The sequence below is a fragment of the Arthrobacter sp. AG367 genome, from assembly GCF_007828995.1.
GTDB lineage: Bacteria > Actinomycetota > Actinomycetes > Actinomycetales > Micrococcaceae > Arthrobacter.
Genome location: NZ_VIVE01000002.1, coordinates 566398 through 589483, shown reverse-complemented (window position 1 = coordinate 589483; position 23086 = coordinate 566398). Strand labels below are relative to the sequence as shown.

Here is a 23086-nt window from a genome sequence, read left to right as displayed (position 1 = left end):
ACCACGGGGTGGCGGCACAGCACAATCAACCAATTACATACATAATCGGTATCAACAAACTTGGCACACTATTGAGTTCTCAAACAACAGACACACCCGGCACCACCCAAACCAACGTCCAGGCTCGCTCCGGAGCAACTTTCCAAACTTACCGGCTGATCTCTCTCGTGTCAAACCGGCATCCGCGACCATCCTCAGCGTTAGCTTGGGGGGTTCGGTTTTCCGTCTGACTCCGTGGAGCAGCGCGGAAATAAACTCTACCACCACTCATTACGGATCGCCAGTCCGCTGCCGGAGGGCGTCCTGCGGACAGCCAAAAGGCCCGGAACCACGCGGATTCCGGGCCTTTCGCTTACTGCATCTGCCGTTATTTCTTCCCGTCGGCCTGGTCAGCCGATGCGGCCCCGGGCTTGAAGTAGGACGCTCCCAGCGGGGGAAGCGTGACAGTAAGGGTGGCCGGCTGGCCATCCTGTCCCTCGTTGGTGGCCTTCAGCTCTCCACTGTTCAGCACACCCGATCCGCCGTAGGTGGTGTGGTCCGTATTAAGGACCTCGGTCCATGCGCCGGCCGTGGGAACTCCAAGGGTGTAGCCGACGTGCGGCGTACCGGAGAAGTTGATGGCGCAGACGACCGGGTTGCCGTCGGCGTCCCATCGGATGAAGGACAGGACGTTACGGTCGGCGTCTCCCCCGTTGATCCACTGGAAACCCGCAGGAACGTTGTCCTGGGTGTAGAGGGCGGGTGTCGCAGCGTACAGCTCGTTCAGGTCCTTGGTCAGCAGCTGCAGTCCGCGGTGCGCGGGGATGTCCGCGAGCCACCAGTCCAGTCCGTGCTGCTCAGACCACTCCGCTTCCTGGCCGAACTCGGTTCCCATGAAGATGAGCTGCTTGCCGGGGTGCGCCCATTGGTAGGCAAAGAAGGCGCGGAGGTTGGCCAGCTGCTGCCAGCGGTCGCCCGGCATCTTGCGGAGCATGGAGCCCTTGCCGTGGACAACTTCATCGTGGCTGATGGGCAGCAGGAAGTTCTCCGTGAAGGCGTAGACCAGGGAGAAGGTGACCGTTCCGTGGTGCCACTTGCGGTTGAAGGGATCCTCGGAGATGTACTTGAGGGAGTCGTGCATCCAGCCCATGTTCCACTTCAGGCCGAAGCCCAGGCCACCGTGGCTGGTGGGAGCGGTGACGCCCGGGAAGGCCGTCGACTCTTCCGCGATCATGACGGCGCCGGGGTGTGTCTTGTAGACCGTGGCGTTGACTTCCTGCAGGAAGGAGATGGCTTCCAGGTTTTCCCTTCCGCCGAAGCGGTTGGGCCGCCACTGGCCTTCCTGGCGGGAGTAATCGAGGTAGAGCATGGAGGCCACCGCGTCCACGCGCAGGCCGTCGATATGGAACTCCTCCAGCCAGTACAGCGCGTTGGCCACCAGGAAGTTCCGGACCTCGGTGCGGCCGAAGTCGAAGATCAGGGTGCCCCAGTCCGGGTGTTCCCCCAGCGCCGGATCCGCGTGCTCGTAAAGAGGCTCGCCGTCGAACTGGGCCAATGCCCAGGAATCCTTGGGGAAGTGTGCAGGCACCCAGTCCAGGAGCACGCCGATGCCCGCCTGGTGGAGGGCGTCCACCAGGTAGCGGAACTCGTCGGGATGTCCGAACCTGGACGTGGGTGCGAAGTAGGAGGTGACCTGGTAACCCCAGGAACCGCCGAACGGGTGCTCCGCGACGGGCATGAATTCCACGTGCGTGAACCCGAGCCACTTGACGTACTCCACCAGTTCGTCGGCGAGTTCACGGTAGCCAAGGCCCAGCCGCCAGGACCCGAGGTGCACTTCGTAGACGCTCATGGCCGAGTTGTGCGGGTCCCGTTTGGCCCGCGCTTCCATCCATTCGTCGTCCTTGAAGGCGTAGGAAGGTTCCACCACCCGGGACGCCGTCAGTGGGGGCACCTCCGTGCCGAAGGCCAGCGGATCGGCCTTTTCGACCCAGTAGCCGCCCCGTGTCAGGATCTCGTACTTGTAGCAGGCACCTGCCGCGACGCCGGGAATGAACACTTCCCAGACACCGGAGGAACCCAGCGACCGCATGGAGTTTTCCCGTCCGTCCCAGGCGTTGAAATCGCCCTTGACCCGGACGGCCTGCGCGTTGGGGGCCCAGACGGCGAACGACACACCGTTGACGTCCCCAAGCGATGATTTGTAGTGCCGCACGTGGGCACCGAGAACCTGCCACAGTTTTTCGTGCCGGCCTTCACCAATGAGGTGCAGGTCCACTTCGCCTACGGTGGGCAGGTAGCGGTAGGGCTCATCTATGGTCACCGGGTCCTTGCCCGGGTAGGTGACCGAGAGCCGGTAGTCGGGAACGTGGCCCTGGTCCTGCGGATCCAGGACCGCAACCCAAACGCCGTGAGCCTCGTGTTGCATTGGCACTTCACCGGCTTGGGTGACCACGGTGATCGCTTCGGCAAGATGCTTCACGGTGCGGATGGTGACATGCCCGTAGTCGTCCAGGTGCGCGCCCAGGACGGAGTGGGGGGCGTGGTGTTCACCGTTCGCGATCCTGCCCAGGGTGCCTTCGTCCACGTGCAGCGGCACCCCCGGCTGGTCAGTTCGTGCTGAGCCTGTCATTTTGTTACCTTCCGATGCTGCACCGGCCTGATCGCCGGCACCGTTACCGCTTAGGAGCCGCCTGGAGGCGTTTACTGGAATCGCCACCCAGTCGGGCCTGTTACGCATTTCATAAACAACTTCGTACAGCGCCTTGTCCAGCCACAATGCCACAAACAGGGGCGAGGTCCGGTCCACCGTGCCGGGAATGACCCCCGCGTACCCGGCAAGGAAGGCATCGGCGCAATCGTCGACCCAGCTGTCCGGGACCTGTGCACCTTCCTGCTCGCGCTGCGCCGCACCGGCCGCGTAGTCGAAGGAGCGCAGCATTCCTACCACGTCCCGGAGTGGTACGTCCGGGACGTTCCGTTCGGAGATGGGCCGCAGGGGCTCGCCCTCGAAATCCAGGATGGCCCAGCGCGATTGGTCGCCGGATTGTCCGGTCACGAGGAGGATCTGGCCCAGGTGGAGGTCGCCGTGGATGCGCTGCAGCGGCCCGGCGGGAACCTTGTCCAGGCCGGCCAGCAGGGCGTCCAGGGCGTCGTCGTAAGGCCCGACGGCGGCACGGGCTTCCGCCCAAGCAGCGCGGACACGCTGGGCAACAGCAGCTCCTGGCGCCTTTCCGGGTTCGGGCTCGGCTGACTGCCCCAGTGCCTCCGCCAACCGCTTGTGCACCGTTGCGGTGGCCGCGCCCAGGGCTCGGGCTTCTGCCGTGAAGTCGGTGCCGGAGCGGGCGGCGTCAACCGCCAGCCGCCAGGCGTCGCGGCCGCCGGCGAGGAACTCGTGGGCCACCGCAAGCTCACCTTGGACGTAGCGGCTGCTTTGTCCGGCGTTACCGGATTTTCCGAGCCACTCCCCGCGGACCCAGCCCAGGGTGGCGGGGACTTCCGCTGTGCCGGCCCTGGTCAAGGCAGCACCGACTTCAATCTCCGGGTTGGTCCCGTCCGACAGGACGCGGAAGAATTTCACCATGGCGGCAGATTCGCCGTCGTCCACGATGACTGAACTGTTGGACTGCTCCCCCGAGAGCACCTTCACCACGCCCTTGGCAGTGGGCAGGCGGTGCGGCCCTTCCACCCGGAAGCCGGTGGCACTGCCGCTTGCGGCCTTCGACCCGTCCCGGATGAGGTCGAGCCAGGCGCCTACGAAGTCGGGGTCGTGGACAGCGTCGTAGACCCAGGGACGGGTTGGATCCATTCCTGCGGCTTCGCCTACCAGCGCCCGTTCCATGCCGCCGGCCGGTGCCGGGCGGAAGCTCAAGGGGACCTGGACCACGGCGCTGCGCGGGCCGCCGTCGGGCCCCTCCATGGTGACGTTGAGGAGGAATACGGCCAGCGCGGCGTGCCCGGTGGGATCCTCCAGGCCCAGGCTGCCGGCCTGGGAAATGGCGAAATCGGGTGTCTTGACGGGGAACCATCGCTGCTGCGGCAGCCATTCCTTGAGCAGCGCGGTCAGGGCGGGAGTGAGGATTGGCTGGTTCATCTCAGTTCTCTATCGACAGGATGGGCATGGCCTGGGTGAAGGGCGACGACGGATTGGACCCCGCCGACCGCATGCGGAGCCAGAAGAAGTCATGGCTTCCGAGGGTCAGGGTGAGGGTGCCGTCATCGCCGATGCCGGGGAAGATCTGTCCACCGAAGACGTCGCGCAACCCGCGCCCGGCATATTCCGGAATGCGCAGCGTGGCGGCGACGGGGTGCTGGGAGAGGTTGAAGGCGCACAAAATGATTTCTCCATCGACGCCCGCAGGGTTGCTGTCCGGCAGTTCACGAAGGTAGGCCAGGACGGCGTCGTGGTCCGCCTCCACGTGCTTGAACCCGCCCAGTCCGAAAGCCGGGTGGTTCTTGCGGACGCTGAGGATCTGCCGGGTCCAGCGCAGCAGGGACCCGGAGTGGGCAGCCTCCGCTTCGACATTGGCCATGCCGTAGTTGTAGACCAGCGACTGGATGGGCGGCAGGTACAGCTTGCCGGGATCCGCATGGGAGAAGCCGGCATTCCGGTCCGGGTTCCACTGCATGGGGGTGCGGACGGCGTCGCGGTCCTCAAGCCAGATGTTGTCCCCCATGCCGATCTCGTCCCCGTAGTACAGGAAGGGGCTGCCCGGAAGCGAGAGCAGGAGGGCATTGATCAACTCGATCTCGGCGCGGGAATTATCAAGCAGCGGTGCCAGCCTGCGCCGTATGCCGATGTTGGCCCGCATCCGGGGGTCGGGGGCGTACCAGCCCAGCATCGCCGCGCGCTCATCGGCGGTGACCATCTCCAGGGTCAGCTCGTCGTGGTTCCGGAGGAATGTTCCCCATTGCGCGCCCTCGGGGATGTCCGGGGTGTCGCGCATGGTTTCGATGATGGGCGCGGCCTTCTGGTCCCGCAGCGCGTAATAGAGGCGGGGCATGATGGGGAAGTGGAACGCCATGTGGCATTCGGGTTCCTCAACGGTGCCGAAATACTCCACCACTTCGGTGGGCGGCTGGTTTGCCTCGGCAATGATGACGCGGCCGGGATAGCTTTCGTCCACCATGGCCCGCAGCCGGCGGAGGAACTCGTGGGTGGCCGGGAGGTTCTCGCAGTTGGTGCCCTCTTCCTCAAAGAGGTAGGGGATGGCGTCTGCCCGGAAACCGTCGATCCCCTGGTCCAGCCAGAACCGGACAACGTCGAAGACGGCGTCGATCACCTTCGGGTTTTCGAAGTTCAGGTCAGGCTGGTGGCTGAAGAACCGGTGCCAGAAGAACTGCCGGCGGATGGGATCGAACGTCCAGTTCGATTCCTCGGTGTCGACGAAGATGATGCGCGCGTCCTGGTACTTCTCGTCCGTGTCGCTCCAGACGTAGAAGTCCCCGAAAGGGCCGTCCGGGTCCTTCCGCGATTCCTGGAACCACGGGTGCTGGTCGGAAGTGTGGTTCAGGGGCAGGTCGATGATCACCCGGACGCCGCGGGCATGGGCTTCTGCCACGAGGCGCTTGAAATCGCTGATGGTGCCGAATTCGTCCAGGACCGAGTTGTAGTCGGAGATGTCGTAGCCGCCGTCGCGCAGCGGTGACTGGAAGAACGGGGGCAGCCAGAGGCAGTCAACGCCCAGCCACTGCAGGTAATCCAACCGGTCGATGAGCCCGGAGAAATCCCCGGACCCATCGCCGTTGGCATCCGCAAAGGCCCTGACAAGTACTTCATAGAACACGGCCTTGCGGTACCACAGCGGGTCATGCTGGAGGCCAGGGGCATTTAGCTCGAACGTGCTCTTTGGGGTGAAGTGGCCGGAACTTTGCGGATTAAAACTCACGAATGCATTCTCCTCACGCTCAGGATGTGGGCCGGTTCCACGTGCGGGTCGAGCCGCACATAGTTGTACTCGCCCCACTCCCAGCTTTGGCCGGAGATCAGGTCGTCAACGTAGAAGCCGCCGCCCGGGGTGCGGTCCTGCGGATCGAGCTCCAGGGCTGCCAGGTCCAGCACCACGCTGCTTTCCTTGGTGACATGCGGGTCCACGTTGACCACCACGATGATGGTGTCCTTGGTCCCGTCGGGAAGGGTCTTGTGCTTGGAGTACACCACCGTGGATTCGTCCGTGCTCTGGTGGACCGTCAGGTTCTGAAGGTCCAGCAGCGCCGGGTGGTCACGGCGGATGTGGTTCAGCCGTGTGATGTACGGTGCCAGCGAGCGCCCGGACTCGGCTGCGGCGTCCCAGTCGCGGGCCTTGTACTCGAACTTCTCGTTGTCGATGTACTCCTCGGCGCCGGGCCGGGCCACATGCTCGTACAGTTCGTAGCCGGCGTAGACGCCCCAGAGCGGGCTTCCGGTGGAGGCAAGGACCGCCCGGATCCGGAACGCGGCGGGGCCGCCGTACTGCAGGTATTCGGTCAGGATGTCCGGGGTGTTGACGAAGAAGTTGGGGCGGAAGAAGGCCGGGGATTCGTGGCTGACTTCGTCGAAGTACGCCTCGATCTCCTTCTTGGTGTTGCGCCAGGTGAAGTAGGTGTAGGACTGCTGGAAGCCGGCCCTGCCCAGTGCGTGCATCATGGCGGGGCGGGTGAACGCTTCGGCGAGGAACACCACGCCCGGGACCGTTTTATTCACTTCGGCAATAAGCCATTCCCAGAACCACACCGGTTTGGTATGCGGGTTATCCACCCGGAAAATCTTTACGCCGTGGCTGACCCACAACAGGACAATCCGCAGAATTTCCCGGGAAAGCCCTTCAGGATCATTATCGAAATTGAGCGGATATATGTCCTGGTACTTCTTCGGCGGGTTTTCGGCGTAGGCAATGCTGCCGTCCACCCGGGTGGTGAACCATTCCGGATGGGACTCCACCCAAGGGTGGTCCGGGGCTGCCTGAAGCGCAAGGTCCAGGGCAACTTCCAGGCCCAGTTCGTTGGCCCGCGCCACGAAGGCGTCGAAGTCCTCGAAGGAACCGAGGTCGGGGTGGATGGCGTCGTGGCCGCCCTCCTTGGCTCCAATGGCCCAGGGCGAGCCGGGATCATTGGGGCCGGCAACCAGGGTGTTGTTGGGTCCCTTGCGGTGCTGCACGCCGATGGGATGGATGGGCGGCATGTACAGGACGTCGAAGCCCATGGCGGCCACGGCGTCGAGCCGCCTTGCCGCGGTCCGGAAGTTTCCTGACGTCCAAGCGCCCGTGTTGTGGTCCTTGACCGCGCCTTCAGAGCGGGGGAAGAACTCGTACCAGGCGCCGCGGCCGGCGCGGTCCCGCTCCACCAGGAGGGGGAACTTCTCGGAAACCGTCACCAGTTCCCGGATGGGCTGCCGGGCCACGATGTCAGCGATTTCCTGGCTGAACCCTGCCCCGAGCCGTTCCTCGGTGCTGCGGGACTGGTCGGCCAGGACGTCGGAGGCGTGCCGCAGCGCTGCCCGGTCCACCTCGTCCCGGAAGTCCTCGGTGGACGCTTCGCCCAGCAGTTTGGCACCTTCGGTAAGCATGAGTTCGACGTCGATCCCGGCGTCGATCTTCACCTCGGCGTTGTGGTGCCAGGTGCCGTAGCGGTCGTGCCAGGCTTCGATCACAAAGGACCAGTTCCCGGTTTCCGACGGCGTGAGCACGCCTTCCCAGCGGTCCGTTCCCATGCCGCGTTCCCCGCGGGGCGGCGCGAGCCGCACACGCTGGCGCTCCGCGCCGGAGGGGTCCAGGAGCACGGCGCTCACACCGAGCTGGTCATGCCCTTCGCGGAAGGCGGTGGCGCCCACCACGATGGCTTCGCCGGGCAGGGCTTTGGCCGGAAACTTGCCGCCCTCGACGACGGGCTGCACTGCGGTAATGGGAAAACGCCCGAACCGAAGGCCCTCCGTGATACGGCGCTGGGGCATTTTGGTGGATGCGGCACTGGTTCCTGAGTTAGTCGTCACAGGCTCGACGTTAGCGAGAAATGGCCAGGATTGCTAAGCGTGCTCACTAAAATTCCTCGCGCCGCGGCCCAATTTCTTCACGCCCCTGTCATTTACCCAAAAGAAACCGAAAGCTGGTTCCAGCCGCGCATGTTGTCGATTAGTGTGACGCAGGTGAAGGCAATCCGCAGGTTTACGGTCCGTACAGTCCTCCCCGAGCCCATCCGGCCCCTGGCCAGGCTGGCCAGCAACTTGCGGTGGTCCTGGCACCGGCCCACGCGGGAGCTTTTCGCGGCACTGAACCCGCGCCTCTGGGAGGAAAGCGGGCAGGATCCCATCGGCTTCCTGGGAATGGTCAGCCGCGAGGAATTCCAGCGGCTCGCCGCGGACCAGTCAGTGGTGGACCGGGTGCGGGCTGCCGAAGAGGACCTCGACCGGTACCTTGAGGAGCCCCGCTGGTACCAGGGCCTGGGCCCGGACGCCCCAGCCTCCATCGCCTACTTCTCCCCCGAGTTCGGCATTACCGAGGTCCTCCCCCAGTATTCGGGCGGCCTGGGCATCCTGGCCGGTGACCACTTGAAGGCTGCCTCGGACCTGGGTGTTCCCCTGATCGGGGTGGGCCTGCTGTACCAGGCGGGTTATTTCAAGCAATCACTCTCGCGCGATGCCTGGCAGCAGGAGACCTACCCGGTCCTGGATCCGGACGGGCTGCCCCTGACCTTGCTCCGCGAGCCGTCCCCCGACGGCAACGGCAAGGCCCTGCAGATCTCACTCCCCCTCCCCAACGGAAGGCGGCTGCTGGCACACATCTGGCGTGCCGACGTCGGACGCGTTCCCCTGCTCCTGCTGGACTCCAACGTGCCGGGCAACGACGATGCCGCCCGCAGCATCACGGACCGGCTGTACGGGGGCGGCGGCGACCACCGGCTGCAGCAGGAACTCCTGCTCGGTATGGGCGGCGTCAAGGCCCTGCGCGCTTTCCAGAAGCTGACAGGCTGCGCCGCACCGGAGGTGTTCCACACCAATGAAGGGCACGCCGGGTTCCTTGGGATCGAACGCATCCAGGAGCTGATGTCCGGGGAACAGGCCCTGAGCTTCGACGAAGCACTGGCCGCGGGGCGGGCCTCCACGGTGTTCACCACGCACACGCCCGTCCCGGCAGGCATTGACAGGTTCGAAATCAACCAGATCAGCCACTTCTTCCAGGCCGGCCTGGCTCCCGCGGTGCCGCTGGACCGGATCCTGGAACTGGGCAGGGAAAACTATGCGGACGGCAACCCGTCCGTCTTCAACATGGCGGTGATGGGCCTGCGCCTTGCCCAGCGCGCCAACGGCGTGGCCAAACTGCACGGCGAAGTGTCCCGCGGCATGTTCTCCGCCCTGTGGCCGGGCTTCGACCACTCCGAGGTGCCCATCACCTCGGTTACCAACGGCGTGCACGTGCCCACCTGGGTGGACAGCCGCATCTCGAAGCTGGCCCGTGACCAGTTCGGCAGCGAGGCGGAAGCGCTGGGCAAATGGGACCTGGCCTACAACGTCAGCGACGCCGATGTCTGGGCGCTCCGCCGGGAGATGCGGGCTGCGCTGGTGGAGGACGTCCGCCGCAGGCTGCGCGCTGCCTGGAAGAAGCGCGGCGCGGCCGACGCCGAGCTGGGCTGGACGGACAGCGTCCTGGACCCGGATGTGCTGACCATCGGTTTTGCCCGCCGGGTGCCCACTTACAAGCGGCTCACCCTGATGCTGCGCGAACCTGCCCGGCTCAAGGCCCTGCTGCTGCATAAGGAGCACCCCATCCAGCTGGTTATCGCTGGAAAGTCGCACCCTGCCGATGATGCCGGGAAGAAAATGATCCAGGACCTGGTGCGCTTCACGGACGATCCCGAGGTGCGGCACCGTATCGCGTTCCTGCCCAACTACGACATCGCGATGGCCAGGACCTTGTTCCCGGGCTGTGACGTCTGGCTGAACAACCCGCTACGGCCGCTGGAGGCCTGCGGGACCTCCGGCATGAAGGCGGCGCTGAACGGCTCGCTGAACCTGTCCGTCCTGGACGGCTGGTGGGATGAGATGTACGACGGCGAGAACGGCTGGGCGATTCCCACCGCCAACAACGACGCCTCCCCCGAGGAACGCGACGACATCGAGGCGGCGGCGCTGTACGAGCTGCTTGAAACACAGGTGGCACCGCGCTTCTACGGGAGCACGGTATCCGAGGGGGCAGGAGCTGCCGGGCCTTCGACCACCAGGAGCGAGAAGGTCCCCACGCACTGGGTGTCCATGATCAAGCACACCCTGTCCCACCTGGGTCCGGCCGTTTCCGCGGAGCGCATGCTCCGCGACTACGTGAACATCCTGTACCGCCCCGCCGCCGAAGCCGGCCGCAGCGCCACCGCCAACTCCTATGCCCAGGCCCGTGCCCTGGCGTCGTGGTCGGCCAAGGTCCGCTTGGCCTGGCCCCAGGTGCACGTGGAGCACGTGGATTCCGTGGGTGTGTCCGAGGATCCGCAGATCGGCGACACACTGCAGGTCAACGCCTACATAGCGCTGAATGCCCTCACCCCCGAGGATGTCTGCGTGGAAGTGGCTTATGGCCGGGCCGAAGAGAACGACGCCCTGGCAGACATCACCATGATGGAGCTGCAGGTGAAGGAGGACCTTGGCAACGGACGGCACCTGTTCAGCGGTTCGCTGGTGATCGACCGCTCCGGACCGTTCGGATACACCGTCCGCGTACTGCCCCGGCATGAAGCACTGGCCTCCAAGGCGGAGCTGGGGCTGATCGTCAACGCTTAGCCCGCCGCTCCGATGGGTACGGCTCCTGGGCAGGCAGGGACCAACCCGACGCAGGAGGGCGCAATGACCGAACGTACGGTAGCGGATGTGATCGTGGAGCGCCTCACCACGTGGGGTGTGGGGCGGGTATTCGGCTACAGCGGGGACGGCATCAACGGATTCATGGGTGCCCTGCGCCGCACCGATGGACGGGTTGAGTTCGTCCAGGCCCGGCATGAGGAGTCGGCGGCCTTCATGGCCGTGGGCCATGCCAAGTACACGGGCGGAGTGGGCGTGGTGACCTCCACCCAAGGCCCCGGCGCCGTCCATCTGCTCAACGGGCTGTACGACGCGAAGCTGGACGGCGTGCCGGTGGTGGCCATCGTGGGGCAGCAGAGCCGCACCGTGCTGGGTTCGGCCTACATGCAGGAAATCGACCTCAACGCCTTGTTCAAGGACGTCGCCTCCCAGTTCGTGCAGCTGGTGAGCGCGCCCGAGCAGGTGCCCATGGTGCTGGACCGTGCCTTCCGGACGGCGAAGGCAACCTCCTCCCCCTGCGTGGTCATCATTCCGCATGACGTGCAGTCCGCGCCTGCCCCGGAGCTGGAACAGCAGCACGGCATCGTTGTCACAGCCCCCTCCTGGAGTGCTGCGGCCAAGAGCCCCCGCGGGGAAGACCTGGCCGCCGCAGCTGCCCTCCTCAATTCCGCAGAGAGGGTAGCCCTCCTGGTGGGCCAGGGTGCCAGGCACGCCGGCAAGGAAGTGGTTGCCGTGGCGGAAAAGCTTGGGGCCGGCATCGCCACCAGCCTCCTGGGCAAGCCCTACGTGGATGAGAACCTGCCCTTCGCGGTGGGAACCATGGGGCATCTGGGCACCACGGCCAGTGCCCACCTTCTGGGCAATTGCGACGCCCTCCTCATAGTGGGTTCCAACGACCCCTGGACCGAGTTCTACCCGCCGCCCGGGGCCGCCCGCGCCGTGCAGATCGACATTGACGAGAAGAAGATCGGCAACCGCTACCCCGTGGAGGTGGGCCTGGCGGGAGACGCCGCGTCCGCCCTGGAAGCCTTGAACCAACGGCTGGAACACCGCCCACGCGCCCAATGGCGTTCAGATGTGGAGGAGGCCGTCAGCCGGTGGCGCATCCTCTCGGCAGACCGGGCTGCAGTTGCGGCGAGCCCCATTAATCCTGAACGTGTGGTGCGTGAGCTTAACGGCAGGCTGCCGGAGAACGCCCAGCTGAGTGTCGACGTCGGAAGTTGTGTTTACTGGTATGCCCGTCAACTGGTGGTGCCCCTGAACGTCCCGGCGCACCTGTCCGGGACGCTGGCAAGCATGGGCTGCGCCATCCCTTACGGGATTGCCGCCAAGCTGGCGCATCCGGACCGCCCGCTCGTGGCCCTGGCCGGGGACGGTGCCATGCAGATGCTGGGCGTGGCCGAGCTGGTCACGGTGGCGCACAGGTGGCGCCAGTGGCAGGACCCACGGTTCGTGGTGTGCGTCTTCAACAACCGGGAACTTACCGAGGTCACGTGGGAGCAGCGTGAGTCGGAGGCCGAGCCGAGGTTTGCCGCAAGCCAGGAGCTTCCCGATTTTCCGTTCGCCGGCTACGCGGAACTGCTGGGTTTGAGGGGCATCCGGGTGGAGGACCCGGAGCAAATCGCAGACGCCTGGGACCAGGCCTTCGCCGCGGACTGCCCCGTGGTGATCGAGGTACTGACTGACCCCGAGGTCCCGTTGCTTCCGCCGTTCCCGGCCGGGCGCCAGAAGGCGGAGAACGTGCGGAAAGGGCTGTCAGCGGAGGACGACGGCGGCCGGGCCTCTGCGCTGCTGGACACCTATGCCGCGCACGAGGAGCGACCGGAGGGCTAGCCGCGTGTGCCCGGTCCCTTGGGGAGGAACGGGACTTTCAGGACGGGAGCCGGGTCAGAGCATGACGGCGGTGACGGCAAGGTCATTGCCCGCGTACCGTTCGGCGTCCTGCAGGATTTCGCAGATGATCCCGAACGACCTGTCGCTGCGGAACGGGGCAGCCACTTGCCACAGGACCGTGACGGGTGGGTTGCCGTTGTCGGTGATGCTGTCCGCGAAGTCGTGGAGCGAGTCGTTCAGCGCGTCCAGGTTCACGCCATAGTGTTCGGGAAAATCCAGGACCTCACCGAAGGTTTCCAGGACGGCGCGTTTGCTGTCCGCGGGTGGGACCACCACGCTGCGCCGGCCGGCATCCGCCACCTGTTCCTGCAGCTCTTCCAGGGTCCAGGTGTCGCCGGAGAAGATTCTCATGGTTGCGCTAGCTGCCTTCCGCTATGTACTTGAACGTTGCGTAGTGGTCACTGGTGTAATATTTCTCCCCGCCGTCACCGGCCACGATGCGCCGCGCGCCCCGGTCCGGTTCGCCGGGGGTGGGGACGGTGTACTCGCGGTAATAGCCACGGTTCCGGACGGGCAGGATCCGCTCGAAGTTGCCGAACACCTGCTGGTCCTGGCTGTACTGGAACGGACCGCCCGCCCGGATCAGCCCCAGCACCCGGCGGCCCTCCAGGGGAAGGGCGGACTCCCTGATCTCCGGCAGGCTGGACGGGTTCGCGCCCCGCTGCGGCGGGGACTGCTTCGCTGCCGGGGACGTTGCCGCTCCGCCCGGTGTGGGGGTGCGGCTGGAAGCAGTTTCCGGCGTCGTGCCTTCCGTCTGCCGGCCCAGCAGCCCGGCGCCGCCGAACGCCACGATGGCCAGCACTACCAGCACGGCCAGGAGCAGGGGGAGGATGGAGCGGTTCCGCATGTGAGCTACGTGCGGTAGATGCTGATGGAGTTGGCCTCGGCCAGGTCGGTTTCCCCCGAAGCCACCTGGATGCCTTGCCGCTGCTTGTGGCGGGGCGAGGTGGTCAGCCGAAGCTCGAACAGGCTTGGATTCTTCCTCCCGGCGTCCGGCAGGGTGACCGTGACGTCCGAGGCACTGCCGTTCACTACCACCAGGCCGGCCAGTTCGCCGCCGTCGTCACCCAGCAGGAGCTGCATGACGCGGTGGTGCGGATCGTTCCAGCGTTCAGCGGACATGGGCTGGCCGTGCTGGTCGAACCAGTAGAGGTAGGACTGCTCGTCCCGCACCGGGAAATCATGCGGCTGGGCAGCCAGGAACTCCTTGCGCAGGCGGATGTACCGTTTGGTGCTGCGCAGCATTTCGTGCGCTTCCGGCGTCATGGTCCAGTCAAGCCAGGTGATGGCATTGTCCTGGCAATAGGCGTTGTTGTTCCCCTGCTGCGTCCGGGCGAGCTCGTCCCCGGCGGTGATCATGGGAACCCCCAGCGAGACCATCAGTGATGCCATCAGGTTCCGCCGCGACTGCGCCCGCCGGGCGAGGATCACACCGTTCTCGGTGGGGCCCTCTACGCCGTGGTTGTAGCTGCGGTTGTCCCCGTGCCCGTCCCTGTTCTCTTCGCCGTTGGCCTCGTTGTGCTTGCGGTCGTAGGACACGAGGTCGTTCATGGTGAAGCCGTCGTGGGCGGTGACGAAGTTGACCGATGCCAGGCGTGACCGGCCGGACGCTTGGAAGAGGCTGGCGGAACCGGACAGGGCGTCGGCGAGTTTGGCCATGGTCCTGCCGTGCCCGCCAGTGTCGATGGCGGCACGGTCTGCCAGCCAAAAGGTACGGACGGCGTCCCGGAAGTGGTCGTTCCAGTCCACCCATCCGGGCGGGAAGCGGCCTGTCTGCCAGCCTCCGTAGCCAATGTCCCAGGGCTCGGCAATCAGCTTGACCTCGGACAGGACGGGGTCGGCGGCGACAGCGGTGAGGAAGGGATGTTCGGGGTCGAATTCGTTCGCGGCGTCCCGGCAGAGCGTGACGGCCAGGTCGAACCGGAATCCGTCAATGTGGTATTCGTCCACCCAGTACCGGAGGGAATCCGTCACCAGCTGGACCACGCGCTGGTCCGCGAAGTTCAGCGTGTTGCCGCAGCCCGTCGTGTCGATGTACCTGCCGTGACCGTCCACGCGGTAGTAGGTGTCCTCCCCCAGTCCGCGGAAGCTCAGGACCGGTCCGCCCGGGCCGGCCTCGGCGGTGTGGTTATAGACGACGTCGAGGATGACCTCCAGCCCGGCCTCGTGGAGTGCCTTGACCATGGCCTTGAACTCATCCTGGACAGCCTGCGGGCCTTCCTCCCGGGCGGCCCGGGTGGCGTACCCGGGGTGCAAGGCGAAGAACGCAGCGGTGTTGTACCCCCAGTAGTTGGTCAGTCCCAGGTCCTGCAGGTGCGGCTCATCGACGTGGAAGTGCACCGGCAGGAGCTGGACGGAGGTAACGCCCAGGCTGGTCAGGTGCTCCACCACGGCTGGGTGGGCCAGGCCGGCATAGGTGCCCCTCAGCTCTTCCGGCACGTCGGGATGGAGCATGCTCTGGCCACGGACGTGGGCTTCGTACACGATCGTGTTGCGCCAGGGAAGGCGCAGGCGTTCGTCCGACCCCCAGTCGAAGTCGGTTGCGGTCCGGACGCTGGTGAGGACGCCGTCGCGCTGGTCCACTCCCCGGCCATAGGGGTCCAGGAGCAGGGGCTGGCTGCGGGAACCGTTCCCATTGCCTGCAGGAAGCCCGGAGGGCAGGGTTTGGCGGTCCGGCGTGGGACAGAAGCCGTAGTGCGATCCGTAGGGCAGGTCCTCGACAATGCCGTGATGGACGCCGCGCGTAACGTTGGGCAGCGTCTGGACCCGCCACTGGCCGCCCGGAGGGCAGTACACGATGTCCAGGCTTGACACCCCGGGGGCAAGGCAGGCGACGTTGGCGCGCGCGCCGGCGTGGTGGCGGGTACCGCCGGAATCAGCGCGCGGAACGCTGACACCGAGGGGAACAGCCGAGGAGGCATCCATGGCGGAAGCAGTGTCGAAGAGCGGCATGACCATCACCTAAATAGTAGCCGCCAGCGGCACCTGACCTGCCCGTACGCCACAGCGGCGCCGGGTAACCATCCCGGGATACCGGGCTGGAAGTACTTACCCCGCCGCGCGTTGGCGGGAGACCTCGTACAGCGAGATGCCCACGGCCATCGACGCGTTGAGTGACTCCATGGCGGAGTCGATGGGGATGGAGACGATCTGGTCGCAGTTCTCACGGACCAGGCGGCTCAGGCCCTTGCCCTCGGAGCCCACAACGATGCACACCGGTTCTTTGGCCAGGGTGAGGTCAGGCAGCGAAACGTCGCCGTCGCCGTCGAGCCCCAGGACGAAGATGCCCATGTTCTTGAACTGCTTCAGGGCGTTGTTCAGGTTGGAGGCGCGGGCCACGGGCACGCGGACCGCCGCGCCGGCGCTGGTTTTCCAGGCCGAGGCGGTGACGCCCACCGAGCGGCGCTCGGGCACGATCACGCCGTGGCCGCTGAAGGCGGAGACGGAGCGGATAATGGCACCCAGGTTCCGGGGGTCCGTGATGCCGTCCAGTGCAACGAAGAGCGGCGCGTTGGCGACGTGCCCCTTCTTCCACTTCTCCACGGTTTCCTCGGCCAGTTCGTAGGCGTCCTGGTAATCGTAAGGCGGGATCTGCAGCACCAGGCCCTGGTGGACGGCGTCGTCCGTCATCCGGTCCAGTTCCGCCTTGCCGGTTTCCATCAGCGGGATGCCGCGTTCGGCGGCGAGCTTCAGGGATTCCTTGACCCGGTCGTCCATCTCGATGCGGATGGCAACGTGCAGGGCTTTGGCAGGGATGCCGGCGCGGAGCGCTTCTACGACCGAATTGCGTCCGGTCACCACTTCCTCGGTGGCACGGCCCTTGGGTCCGGACTTGGCGGCACCGGCACTGCGGGCACCGGTTCCGCGCTTGGCAGCGGAGCGCTCGGCCAGCTGCTTGGCTTTGTGTGCCTTGTGGTACGGACGGTCCTCGGCCTTGGGCGTGGGGCCCTTGCCCTCGAGGGCCTTGCGGCCATGGCCACCGGTTCCGATGGTTGGGCCCTTCTTCGCTTTAACCGATCGGCGACCATTGTTGGCCATGATGTTCCACCCTTGATTGTGTTGACTGAATCTGCCTACCAGTCTACTGACCGAAGAAAAATCGGCAGCGCCGGCAAGCGATCCGTCCCCTGGGGCGGGTAGGGATCAGTCCCGCTTGAGGCTCCACGTGGCGCCGTCCGGGCCGTCTTCCACCACGACGCCGGCCTGGTTGAGCGTGTCCCGGATGGCGTCGGAGGCGGCCCAGTCCTTTTGGGCCCGGGCAGCCGCGCGGGCGGCCAGCTGCGCTTCGACCAGCACGCCAAGGGCCTCGGCCTCCCGGGTTGCCGCGGCAGCGGAGCCTTCGACTGCGTTCAGCCCCAGGACCCCGAGCATGTCGTGGACATGGTGCAGCGCCTGCCGGGCGTCCTCCAGCCGGTCCTCAGTGAGGGCGGTGTTTCCGGAGCGGACCGTGTCATGGAGTACTGCCAGCGCCTGGGGGACGTTCAGGTCGTCATCCATGGCGCGTTCGAACGCCTCGGGAACAAGACCGTCCGTGGCAAGGGTGTAGGTTCCGTCAGAGGAAAGTGCACGCACGGCCCGGCTGATGAAGCCGTCAATGCGTTCGACGGCGGCCGCGGCCTCCTGCAGGGAGGTGGGCCGGTAGTCCAGGATGGAGCGGTAGTGCGCCTGGCCGAGGTAGTAGCGCACCACCCGCGGCGACGCGAGTTCCAGCATCTCCGCGGGGCTGATGGTGTTGCCGATGGACTTGGACATCTTTTCGCCCTGGTAGGTCACCATGCCGTTGTGCATCCAGAAGTTGGCGAACGGGTGTCCGGCCGCCTGTGACTGCGCCATCTCGTTTTCGTGGTGCGGGAAGCGCAGGTCCAGGCCGCCGCCATGGATATCGAATGCGGTACCCAGGTACTTGGTGACCATGGCCGAGCACTCAAGGTGCCAGCCGGGCCGTCCTGCCCCCCAGGGCGAAGCCCAGCTGGCGGTGGCCGGCTCCCCTTCTTTGGAGCCCTTCCACAGCGCAAAGTCGCGGGGGTCCTTCTTGCCGCGGGGGTCGGCGTCGGGCGCTGCCTGCATGTCATCGATGTTCTGCCGGGTCAGTGCGCCGTATGTGTCCCACGAACGGACGTCGAAGTACACGTCCCCTGAATCATCCAGGGCAGGATAGGCATGGCCGCGGTCAATGAGCTGCTGGATCAGGGCATGCATCTCGGGGATGTGTCCGGTGGCCCGGGGTTCGTACGTGGGCCGGGAGACGCCAAGGGTGTCGTAGGCCTTCAGGAATTCCTGCTCGTAGCGGTACGCCAGCGCCCACCATTCCTCCTGAGGCACTTCGCCCACCTCCGGGCTGAAGTCCGGCGCGAACGAAGCCTCGGACTTGGCCAGGATCTTGTCGTCGATGTCCGTCACGTTGCGGACGACCGTGACGCGCAGGCCCCGGTACTCAAGCCAGCGGGTGAGCTGGTCAAAGGCGATGGCGGAGCGGATGTGCCCCACGTGCGGCATGCCCTGGACGGTGGCGCCGCAGTAGTAGAGGCTGACCTTGCCGTCGACGATGGGGACGAAGTTCCGGACTTCGGCGGAGGCGGTGTCATAGAAGCGCAGGGTCACCGCTCCAGACTAGCTGATGGGCTGGGGCTGCTGGGGGTACACCAGCGCGGTGGCCACCGCCGAAATGCCTTCCCCGCGTCCGGTGAATCCCAGGCCGTCGCTGGTGGTTGCCGTGACGCCCACAGAGGCGCCTGCGGCTTCGCTGAGGACCTTTTGGGATTCTTCCCTGCGCGGCCCGAACTTGGGCCGGTTGGCCACGAACTGCACCGCAACGTTGCCAATTTCGAACCCGGCTGCCCGGACAATCCGGGCGGCTTCGGCCAGGAGGGTGGCGCCGGATGCGCCGGCGAACTCCGGGCGGTCGGTACCGAAGTGGGTGCCAAGGTCGCCGATACCGGCGGCCGAGAACAGGGCGTCCGCGGCCGCATGGGCGACGGCGTCACCATCTGAGTGCCCGGCGAGGCCCCGTTCGCCGGGCCATAGGAGTCCACCGAGCCAGAGGGGCCGGGGCGAGTCTTCCGGCGCGTAGGCATGGACGTCGATCCCCACCCCGGTGCGCGGCAGAACCATCTCCGCGCTCATCCTTCCACCCACCGGGCGCCGAGCGGGCCTTCCAGGAGCCCTTCCGCGAAGATCAGGTCAAGGGGCGTTGTGATCTTGAGGGACTGCGTTGATCCGCGGACGGCATGGACGGGGGTGCCGAGCATCTCCACCAGCATGGCGTCGTCGGTGACGGCCGCGGACTGCTGCTGGTCCAGGGACTGTGCGGCCTGGTGCGCCTGCAGCAGCGCGCCGATCCGGAAACCCTGGGGCGTCTGCACGGCCCGGAGCTCCTGGCGGCGGGCTGTCCCCGTGACAACTTCGGGTGCAAAGGCCGCGTCCTCCCCGGTAGTGGCGGCCACCGTTTTGACGGTGTCTACCACGGGCAGCGCCGGAATGACGGCGGCAGCGCCGGCGGCAAGGGCATCGGAGACGCGGTGGAAAACGGATTCGGGCGTGAGCGCGCGGGCGGCGTCGTGGACCAGGACCGCCTCGATGCCGTCCATCAGTGCCGAGATGCCTGCGCGGACGGAGTCGGCCCGGGTGGCTCCGCCGTCGACAATCGTCAGGAGTGGACCACCATCGGCAAGCTCGCCACGGAAGTCGTCACACAACTCCCGCAGGCCCTGGTCACCGGCAGGCAGCGCCACGCACACCTGGCTGGCCACTCCTGACGCGACAATGCCCCGCAGGGCATGTATCAGGATGGGCTCGCCGCCGAGCGGAACAGCGGCCTTGGGCATGCCGTAGCCGAGGCGCTGCCCGGAACCGGCGGCCACGAGGATGACGGCCGTGACCAGGCGCGTGGGTGATTCACTCATGCGGACTAGCCTACGACGCCGCCACTGCGGTCAGGCGGCTTGGACACCGGCGGGTGATGCCAAAAAAAGAAGCCCCGGCGGCACTTGCGTGCCGCCGGGGCTAAATTCTTAGGAAGCCAGGACCTCGTCGAGAACGCTTGCAGCCTTCTCCTCGTCGGTCTTTTCAGCCAGCGCCAGTTCTGAAATCAGAATCTGACGGGCTTTGGCCAGCATACGCTTCTCGCCTGCGGAAAGGCCCCGGTCGTGATCCCGGCGCCACAGGTCGCGAACGACCTCTGCCACCTTGATGACGTCACCGGAAGCAAGCTTCTCCAGATTTGCCTTGTACCTGCGTGACCAGTTGGTGGGTTCCTCGGTGAACTCGGCGCGGAGCACATCAAACACGTGCTCCAGGCCTTCCTTGCCCACTACGTCCCGGACCCCAACAAGGTCAACGTTCTCTGCTGGAACTTCAATGGTCAGATCACCCTGAGCCACCTTGAGCTTGAGATACATCTTCTCTTCGCCCTTGATGGTGCGCATCTTGATTTCTTCAATCTTCGCAGCACCGTGGTGAGGGTAAACTACTGTCTCGCCGACCTCAAATACCATGTGGACATTTCCCCTTTCCCGCAGACCAGTTTATCACGATTCAGGCATATGACCGGCCGGAGAAAGGGCCTCCAACCGCGAAAATACGCGGAAAATGGGCCCAATCAACCCCCTTCACCCCCTTGACGGATGGGAGGATTAGTGCATCAGGTGAGCGCTCCCACAGTGGATGTGACACCGCCGAATCCTCGTTTGCCCCTCATTGCGGATAGGCTATGGGCTGAAAAAGACTTCAAATTTCTCGAGGAGTACGTGACGTGCGTTCCACTGCGATGAACCGGGCCCAGCGCGGCAAACTGGCACTGACGGCTGCTGCCCTTGGCGCCAGCCTGCTGACCGCGGGCTGCGGTTACATCACGCCCCAGCAGACCAGCCATCAGTACTCCGCCTCGGACGGCATCCGCGCGGACCTCGGTCCCCTGCAGTTGCGGAACATCCTGATTGTTTCCACCGGCGAGGACAAGCCCGGCCGCCTGATCGGCGCCGTTTACAACTCCTCTTCCAAGGACGTGAAGCTCACGGTCAACGGCGCCAAGGGCTCGCAGACCGAGGTACCGGTGAAGGCCAACTCGTACACGCTCCTCAACGAGAAGTCCGACGAAGCCATCCTGAGCACCACTGGTGGCCAGCCCGGCTCCCTGGTGGACGTCAAGATCAGCGAGAACGGCACCAACGTCAGCAACACCGTCAAGGTTCCCGTCCTGGACGCCACGCTGGAGGAGTACAAGGACTACGTACCTACGCCGAGCGCTTCGGCAACGTCCTCGTCGTCCGCTTCTTCATCCGCCACCCCCTCTGCCGGCGCAACCACCAGCGCCACTTCGAGCGCCTCCGCCCCGGCTACTGCCACCGCGACCGCCACGAGCCGCTAAGCAGGCGCCGGAACCCCGGACACAACGAAAGGGAGGAGCCCACTGGCTCCTCCCTTTTGTTATGCCTGCTGACGGAGTCCCGGTACGGCCTACGGCTCGAATTTGTACCCAAGGCCGCGGACGGTCACCAGGTAGCGGGGAGCGGACGGATCGGGTTCGATCTTGCCGCGGAGGCGCTTCACGTGGACGTCAAGGGTCTTGGTATCGCCCACGTAGTCGGAGCCCCAGACGCGGTCGATGAGCTGGCCGCGGGTCAGCACCCTGCCCGAGTTGCGCAGCAGCATCTCCAGGAGCTCGAACTCCTTCAAGGGAAGCAGGACCTGCTGGCCGTCCACGCTCACCACGTGCCGTTCGATGTCCATGCGGACCGGACCGGCCTGGACGGTTGAGGAAATCAGCTCCTCAGGCTCCCCCTGGCGCCGCAATACCGCCCGGACGCGGGCCACCAGTTCGCGGGAGGAGTAGGGCTTGGTGACGTAATCGTCAGCACCGAGTTCCAGGCCCACCACCTTGTCGATTTCCGAGTCCTTGGCGGTCAGCATGATGACGGGGACGCTTGAGCGCTGGCGGAGCTGCCGGCACACTTCAGTGCCGGAGAGACCCGGGAGCTGCAGGTCAAGCAACACCAGGTCGGCGCCGTTGCGGTCGAATTCGGTGATGGCATCAAGGCCGTTGTCCACCACCTCCACCTCGAACCCTTCTTTGCCCAGCAAATAGGACAACGGATCGCTGAACGACTCCTCGTCCTCGACAATCAAAATCCTGCTCAAGCGCTGGCTCCTCGATCTGTTGCGCCGGCGGCGCGGGGTAGGTGGGTAAGACTGGGTTTTTCCGGCGCCTGTGCCGGTGCTTCCGGCCCGGCCGGCGCGTCCTCGCCGTCCTGGCCTTCCATTTCGGGCAGCCGGAGGGTGAAGGTGGACCCTTGCCCGGGCTGGGACCAGAGGGTCACTTCGCCGCCGTGGTTGGACGCCACGTGCTTCACGATGCTCAGGCCCAGGCCGGTACCGCCCGTCTGGCGGGAACGGGCGGCGTCCACCCGGTAGAAGCGTTCGAACACGCGTTCCTGGTCCTCAGGGGTCAGCCCCTCGCCCTGATCCGTCACGGAAATCGAGACTACGCCTTCCCTGGAACGTACACCGATCCCCACCCGGGTGTTGTCGGGTGAATAGCGGATGGCGTTGTCGATAAGGTTTCGCAGCGCCGTCACCAGCAGGTCCTGGTCACCGAAGACCTTGCCCTCGGTGCGGCCGCCCACCACGATGCTGATGTTCTTGCTTTCCGCGGGAAGCTGCGACCGGTCCACGGCCTCGGCGATGACGGCGTTGATGTCCACCGGGCCGCCCTGCTGGGTCACGCTGGCGCCCTGCAGGCGGGAAAGTTCGATGATGTCCTGGACCAGGGCGGCCAGGCGGGCGGATTCCTTGTGCATGCGCTTGGCGAAGCGGCGGACAGCGTCAGGATCGTCGGCGGAGGATTCGAGCGCCTCGGCCAGCAGCGAAATGGCACCCACGGGGGTTTTCAGTTCGTGGGATACGTTGGCGACGAAGTCGTTGCGGATCTCTTCGGTGCGCGTGATCTCCGTCCGGTCATCGGCGAGGAGCAGGATGTATTCCTCACCCAGCATGGCCGCCCGCACCTGGACGATGATGGTTCCCTTGCCCAGCGGCCCCCTCGGGAGTTCGAGCTGCTTTTCCAGGATGACGCCGTCCCGCCGGACTCCCGCGGTCATGTCCAGGAGTTCCCTGTGGACCACGGTGTGCCCGCGGACCAGGCCGTACGCGTACGCTGCGGGGCTGGCCCGGACCACGCCGTCCACGTCGTCCAGCACCACAAAAGCGCGTCCGACGACGGCGAGCACCTCCGCTGCGCCGGGCGGCAGTGCCAGCTCCCCGGCGTCGATGTCCAGCAGCTCGCGCTGCTTCTCGCTGACCCGGTAGGCAAGCACGCCGAACGTGCCAAGCGCCAGGCCAATAAGGCCGGCAACCAGACCAATGAGCATAGGATCCACAGCTCCACTTTATGCTCTTGCCCTAAGCCTCCTGCCGACTTCCGGCCTATCCGGCCAACGGTTCAACTAACGTTCATCTGTGTGG

General features: G+C 65.8%; 16 protein-coding genes. 3 read left to right on the top strand and 13 right to left on the bottom strand.

From position 1 onward, the window contains the following. Nucleotides 1–367: 367 nt before the first annotated feature. Genes FB478_RS09760 through FB478_RS09750 form a run of 3 tightly spaced genes read right to left on the bottom strand, consistent with a single transcriptional unit; the run spans nucleotide 368 to nucleotide 7906 of the window. Nucleotides 368–4072 carry a 1,4-alpha-glucan branching enzyme gene (locus FB478_RS09760; protein ID WP_056389201.1) on the bottom strand — a complete coding sequence of 1235 codons (3705 nt, stop codon included), beginning with the start codon at nucleotides 4070–4072 and terminating at the stop codon, nucleotides 368–370. 1 nt (nucleotide 4073) lies between these two features. Beyond that, the gene (gene treS, locus FB478_RS09755; RefSeq protein WP_018771179.1) at nucleotides 4074–5867 is read right to left on the bottom strand and encodes a maltose alpha-D-glucosyltransferase; all 1794 of its coding nucleotides are present in this window, start codon (nucleotides 5865–5867) and stop codon (nucleotides 4074–4076) included. After that, the gene (locus FB478_RS09750; protein WP_134165860.1) at nucleotides 5864–7906 is read right to left on the bottom strand and encodes an alpha-1,4-glucan--maltose-1-phosphate maltosyltransferase; all 2043 of its coding nucleotides are present in this window, start codon (nucleotides 7904–7906) and stop codon (nucleotides 5864–5866) included. The genes treS and FB478_RS09750 overlap by 4 nt, the downstream gene beginning before the upstream one ends. Before the next feature lie 192 nt (nucleotides 7907–8098). Between FB478_RS09750 and glgP the strand changes: the two genes are divergently transcribed. Both glgP and FB478_RS09740 read left to right on the top strand, forming a co-directional pair. Further along, a complete protein-coding gene (gene glgP / locus FB478_RS09745) occupies nucleotides 8099–10717 on the top strand; it encodes an alpha-glucan family phosphorylase (protein WP_186447770.1) in 2619 nt (872 codons plus the stop codon). A 63-nt stretch (nucleotides 10718–10780) separates the two neighbouring features. Then, nucleotides 10781–12568: a thiamine pyrophosphate-requiring protein gene (locus FB478_RS09740; protein WP_144600293.1), complete on the top strand. Its 1788-nt coding sequence runs from the start codon at nucleotides 10781–10783 to the stop codon at nucleotides 12566–12568. Nucleotides 12569–12622: 54 nt separating this feature from the next. On the opposite strand, the gene FB478_RS09735 is transcribed toward FB478_RS09740, so the two are convergent. The 8 genes from FB478_RS09735 to FB478_RS09700 form a co-directional block, all read right to left on the bottom strand. Continuing rightward, on the bottom strand, nucleotides 12623–12979 hold the full coding sequence (locus FB478_RS09735; protein ID WP_018771183.1) for a barstar family protein: 357 nt from the start codon (nucleotides 12977–12979) through the stop codon (nucleotides 12623–12625). A 7-nt stretch (nucleotides 12980–12986) separates the two neighbouring features. Further along, entirely contained in the window at nucleotides 12987–13475 is a 489-nt protein-coding gene (locus tag FB478_RS09730; RefSeq protein WP_144600292.1) for a ribonuclease domain-containing protein, read from the bottom strand. 5 nt (nucleotides 13476–13480) lie between these two features. Next, nucleotides 13481–15586, bottom strand: a complete 2106-nt coding sequence (glgX, locus tag FB478_RS09725) for a glycogen debranching protein GlgX (protein WP_144600291.1) — start codon at nucleotides 15584–15586, stop codon at nucleotides 13481–13483. A gap of 90 nt (nucleotides 15587–15676) precedes the next feature. Further along, nucleotides 15677–16666, bottom strand: coding sequence for a 23S rRNA (guanosine(2251)-2'-O)-methyltransferase RlmB (rlmB, locus tag FB478_RS09720; RefSeq protein WP_018771186.1), 990 nt, complete (start codon nucleotides 16664–16666; stop codon nucleotides 15677–15679). Between the two features lie 105 nt (nucleotides 16667–16771). Continuing rightward, a complete protein-coding gene (gene cysS, locus FB478_RS09715; protein ID WP_018771187.1) occupies nucleotides 16772–18229 on the bottom strand; it encodes a cysteine--tRNA ligase in 1458 nt (485 codons plus the stop codon). A gap of 9 nt (nucleotides 18230–18238) precedes the next feature. Beyond that, nucleotides 18239–18739 carry a 2-C-methyl-D-erythritol 2,4-cyclodiphosphate synthase gene (gene ispF / locus FB478_RS09710; protein WP_018771188.1) on the bottom strand — a complete coding sequence of 167 codons (501 nt, stop codon included), beginning with the start codon at nucleotides 18737–18739 and terminating at the stop codon, nucleotides 18239–18241. A gap of 8 nt (nucleotides 18740–18747) precedes the next feature. Continuing rightward, the gene (gene ispD, locus FB478_RS09705) at nucleotides 18748–19530 is read right to left on the bottom strand and encodes a 2-C-methyl-D-erythritol 4-phosphate cytidylyltransferase (RefSeq protein ID WP_056389214.1); all 783 of its coding nucleotides are present in this window, start codon (nucleotides 19528–19530) and stop codon (nucleotides 18748–18750) included. A 108-nt stretch (nucleotides 19531–19638) separates the two neighbouring features. Next, nucleotides 19639–20121: a CarD family transcriptional regulator gene (locus tag FB478_RS09700; RefSeq protein ID WP_011690592.1), complete on the bottom strand. Its 483-nt coding sequence runs from the start codon at nucleotides 20119–20121 to the stop codon at nucleotides 19639–19641. A gap of 272 nt (nucleotides 20122–20393) precedes the next feature. Between FB478_RS09700 and FB478_RS09695 the strand changes: the two genes are divergently transcribed. Continuing rightward, on the top strand, nucleotides 20394–20993 hold the full coding sequence (locus FB478_RS09695; RefSeq protein WP_056389217.1) for a hypothetical protein: 600 nt from the start codon (nucleotides 20394–20396) through the stop codon (nucleotides 20991–20993). Nucleotides 20994–21082: 89 nt separating this feature from the next. Here FB478_RS09695 and FB478_RS09690 read toward each other — a convergent pair whose 3' ends face one another. Together FB478_RS09690 and FB478_RS09685 are read right to left on the bottom strand one after the other, a co-directional pair. Then, on the bottom strand, nucleotides 21083–21763 hold the full coding sequence (locus tag FB478_RS09690; RefSeq protein ID WP_026266060.1) for a response regulator transcription factor: 681 nt from the start codon (nucleotides 21761–21763) through the stop codon (nucleotides 21083–21085). After that, entirely contained in the window at nucleotides 21760–22992 is a 1233-nt protein-coding gene (locus FB478_RS09685; RefSeq protein ID WP_144600327.1) for a cell wall metabolism sensor histidine kinase WalK, read from the bottom strand. Before FB478_RS09685 ends, FB478_RS09690 begins: the two co-directional genes overlap by 4 nt. Nucleotides 22993–23086 lie beyond the last annotated feature (94 nt).

Bases quoted from the DNA above. Each gene is read 5' to 3' on its own strand.
- FB478_RS09700 (WP_011690592.1), bottom strand. From the start codon at position 20,121: ATGGTATTTGAGGTCGGCGAGACAGTAGTTTACCCTCACCACGGTGCT.
- FB478_RS09740 (WP_144600293.1), top strand. From the start codon at position 10,781: ATGACCGAACGTACGGTAGCGGATGTGATCGTGGAGCGCCTCACCACG.
- FB478_RS09685 (WP_144600327.1), bottom strand. From the start codon at position 22,992: ATGCTCATTGGTCTGGTTGCCGGCCTTATTGGCCTGGCGCTTGGCACG.
- FB478_RS09735 (WP_018771183.1), bottom strand. From the start codon at position 12,979: ATGAGAATCTTCTCCGGCGACACCTGGACCCTGGAAGAGCTGCAGGAA.
- rlmB (WP_018771186.1), bottom strand. From the start codon at position 16,666: ATGGCCAACAATGGTCGCCGATCGGTTAAAGCGAAGAAGGGCCCAACC.
- ispF (WP_018771188.1), bottom strand. From the start codon at position 18,739: ATGGTTCTGCCGCGCACCGGGGTGGGGATCGACGTCCATGCCTACGCG.
- FB478_RS09760 (WP_056389201.1), bottom strand. From the start codon at position 4,072: ATGAACCAGCCAATCCTCACTCCCGCCCTGACCGCGCTGCTCAAGGAA.
- glgX (WP_144600291.1), bottom strand. From the start codon at position 15,586: ATGGTCATGCCGCTCTTCGACACTGCTTCCGCCATGGATGCCTCCTCG.
- FB478_RS09695 (WP_056389217.1), top strand. From the start codon at position 20,394: ATGAACCGGGCCCAGCGCGGCAAACTGGCACTGACGGCTGCTGCCCTT.
- ispD (WP_056389214.1), bottom strand. From the start codon at position 19,530: ATGAGTGAATCACCCACGCGCCTGGTCACGGCCGTCATCCTCGTGGCC.
- FB478_RS09750 (WP_134165860.1), bottom strand. From the start codon at position 7,906: ATGCCCCAGCGCCGTATCACGGAGGGCCTTCGGTTCGGGCGTTTTCCC.
- FB478_RS09730 (WP_144600292.1), bottom strand. From the start codon at position 13,475: ATGCGGAACCGCTCCATCCTCCCCCTGCTCCTGGCCGTGCTGGTAGTG.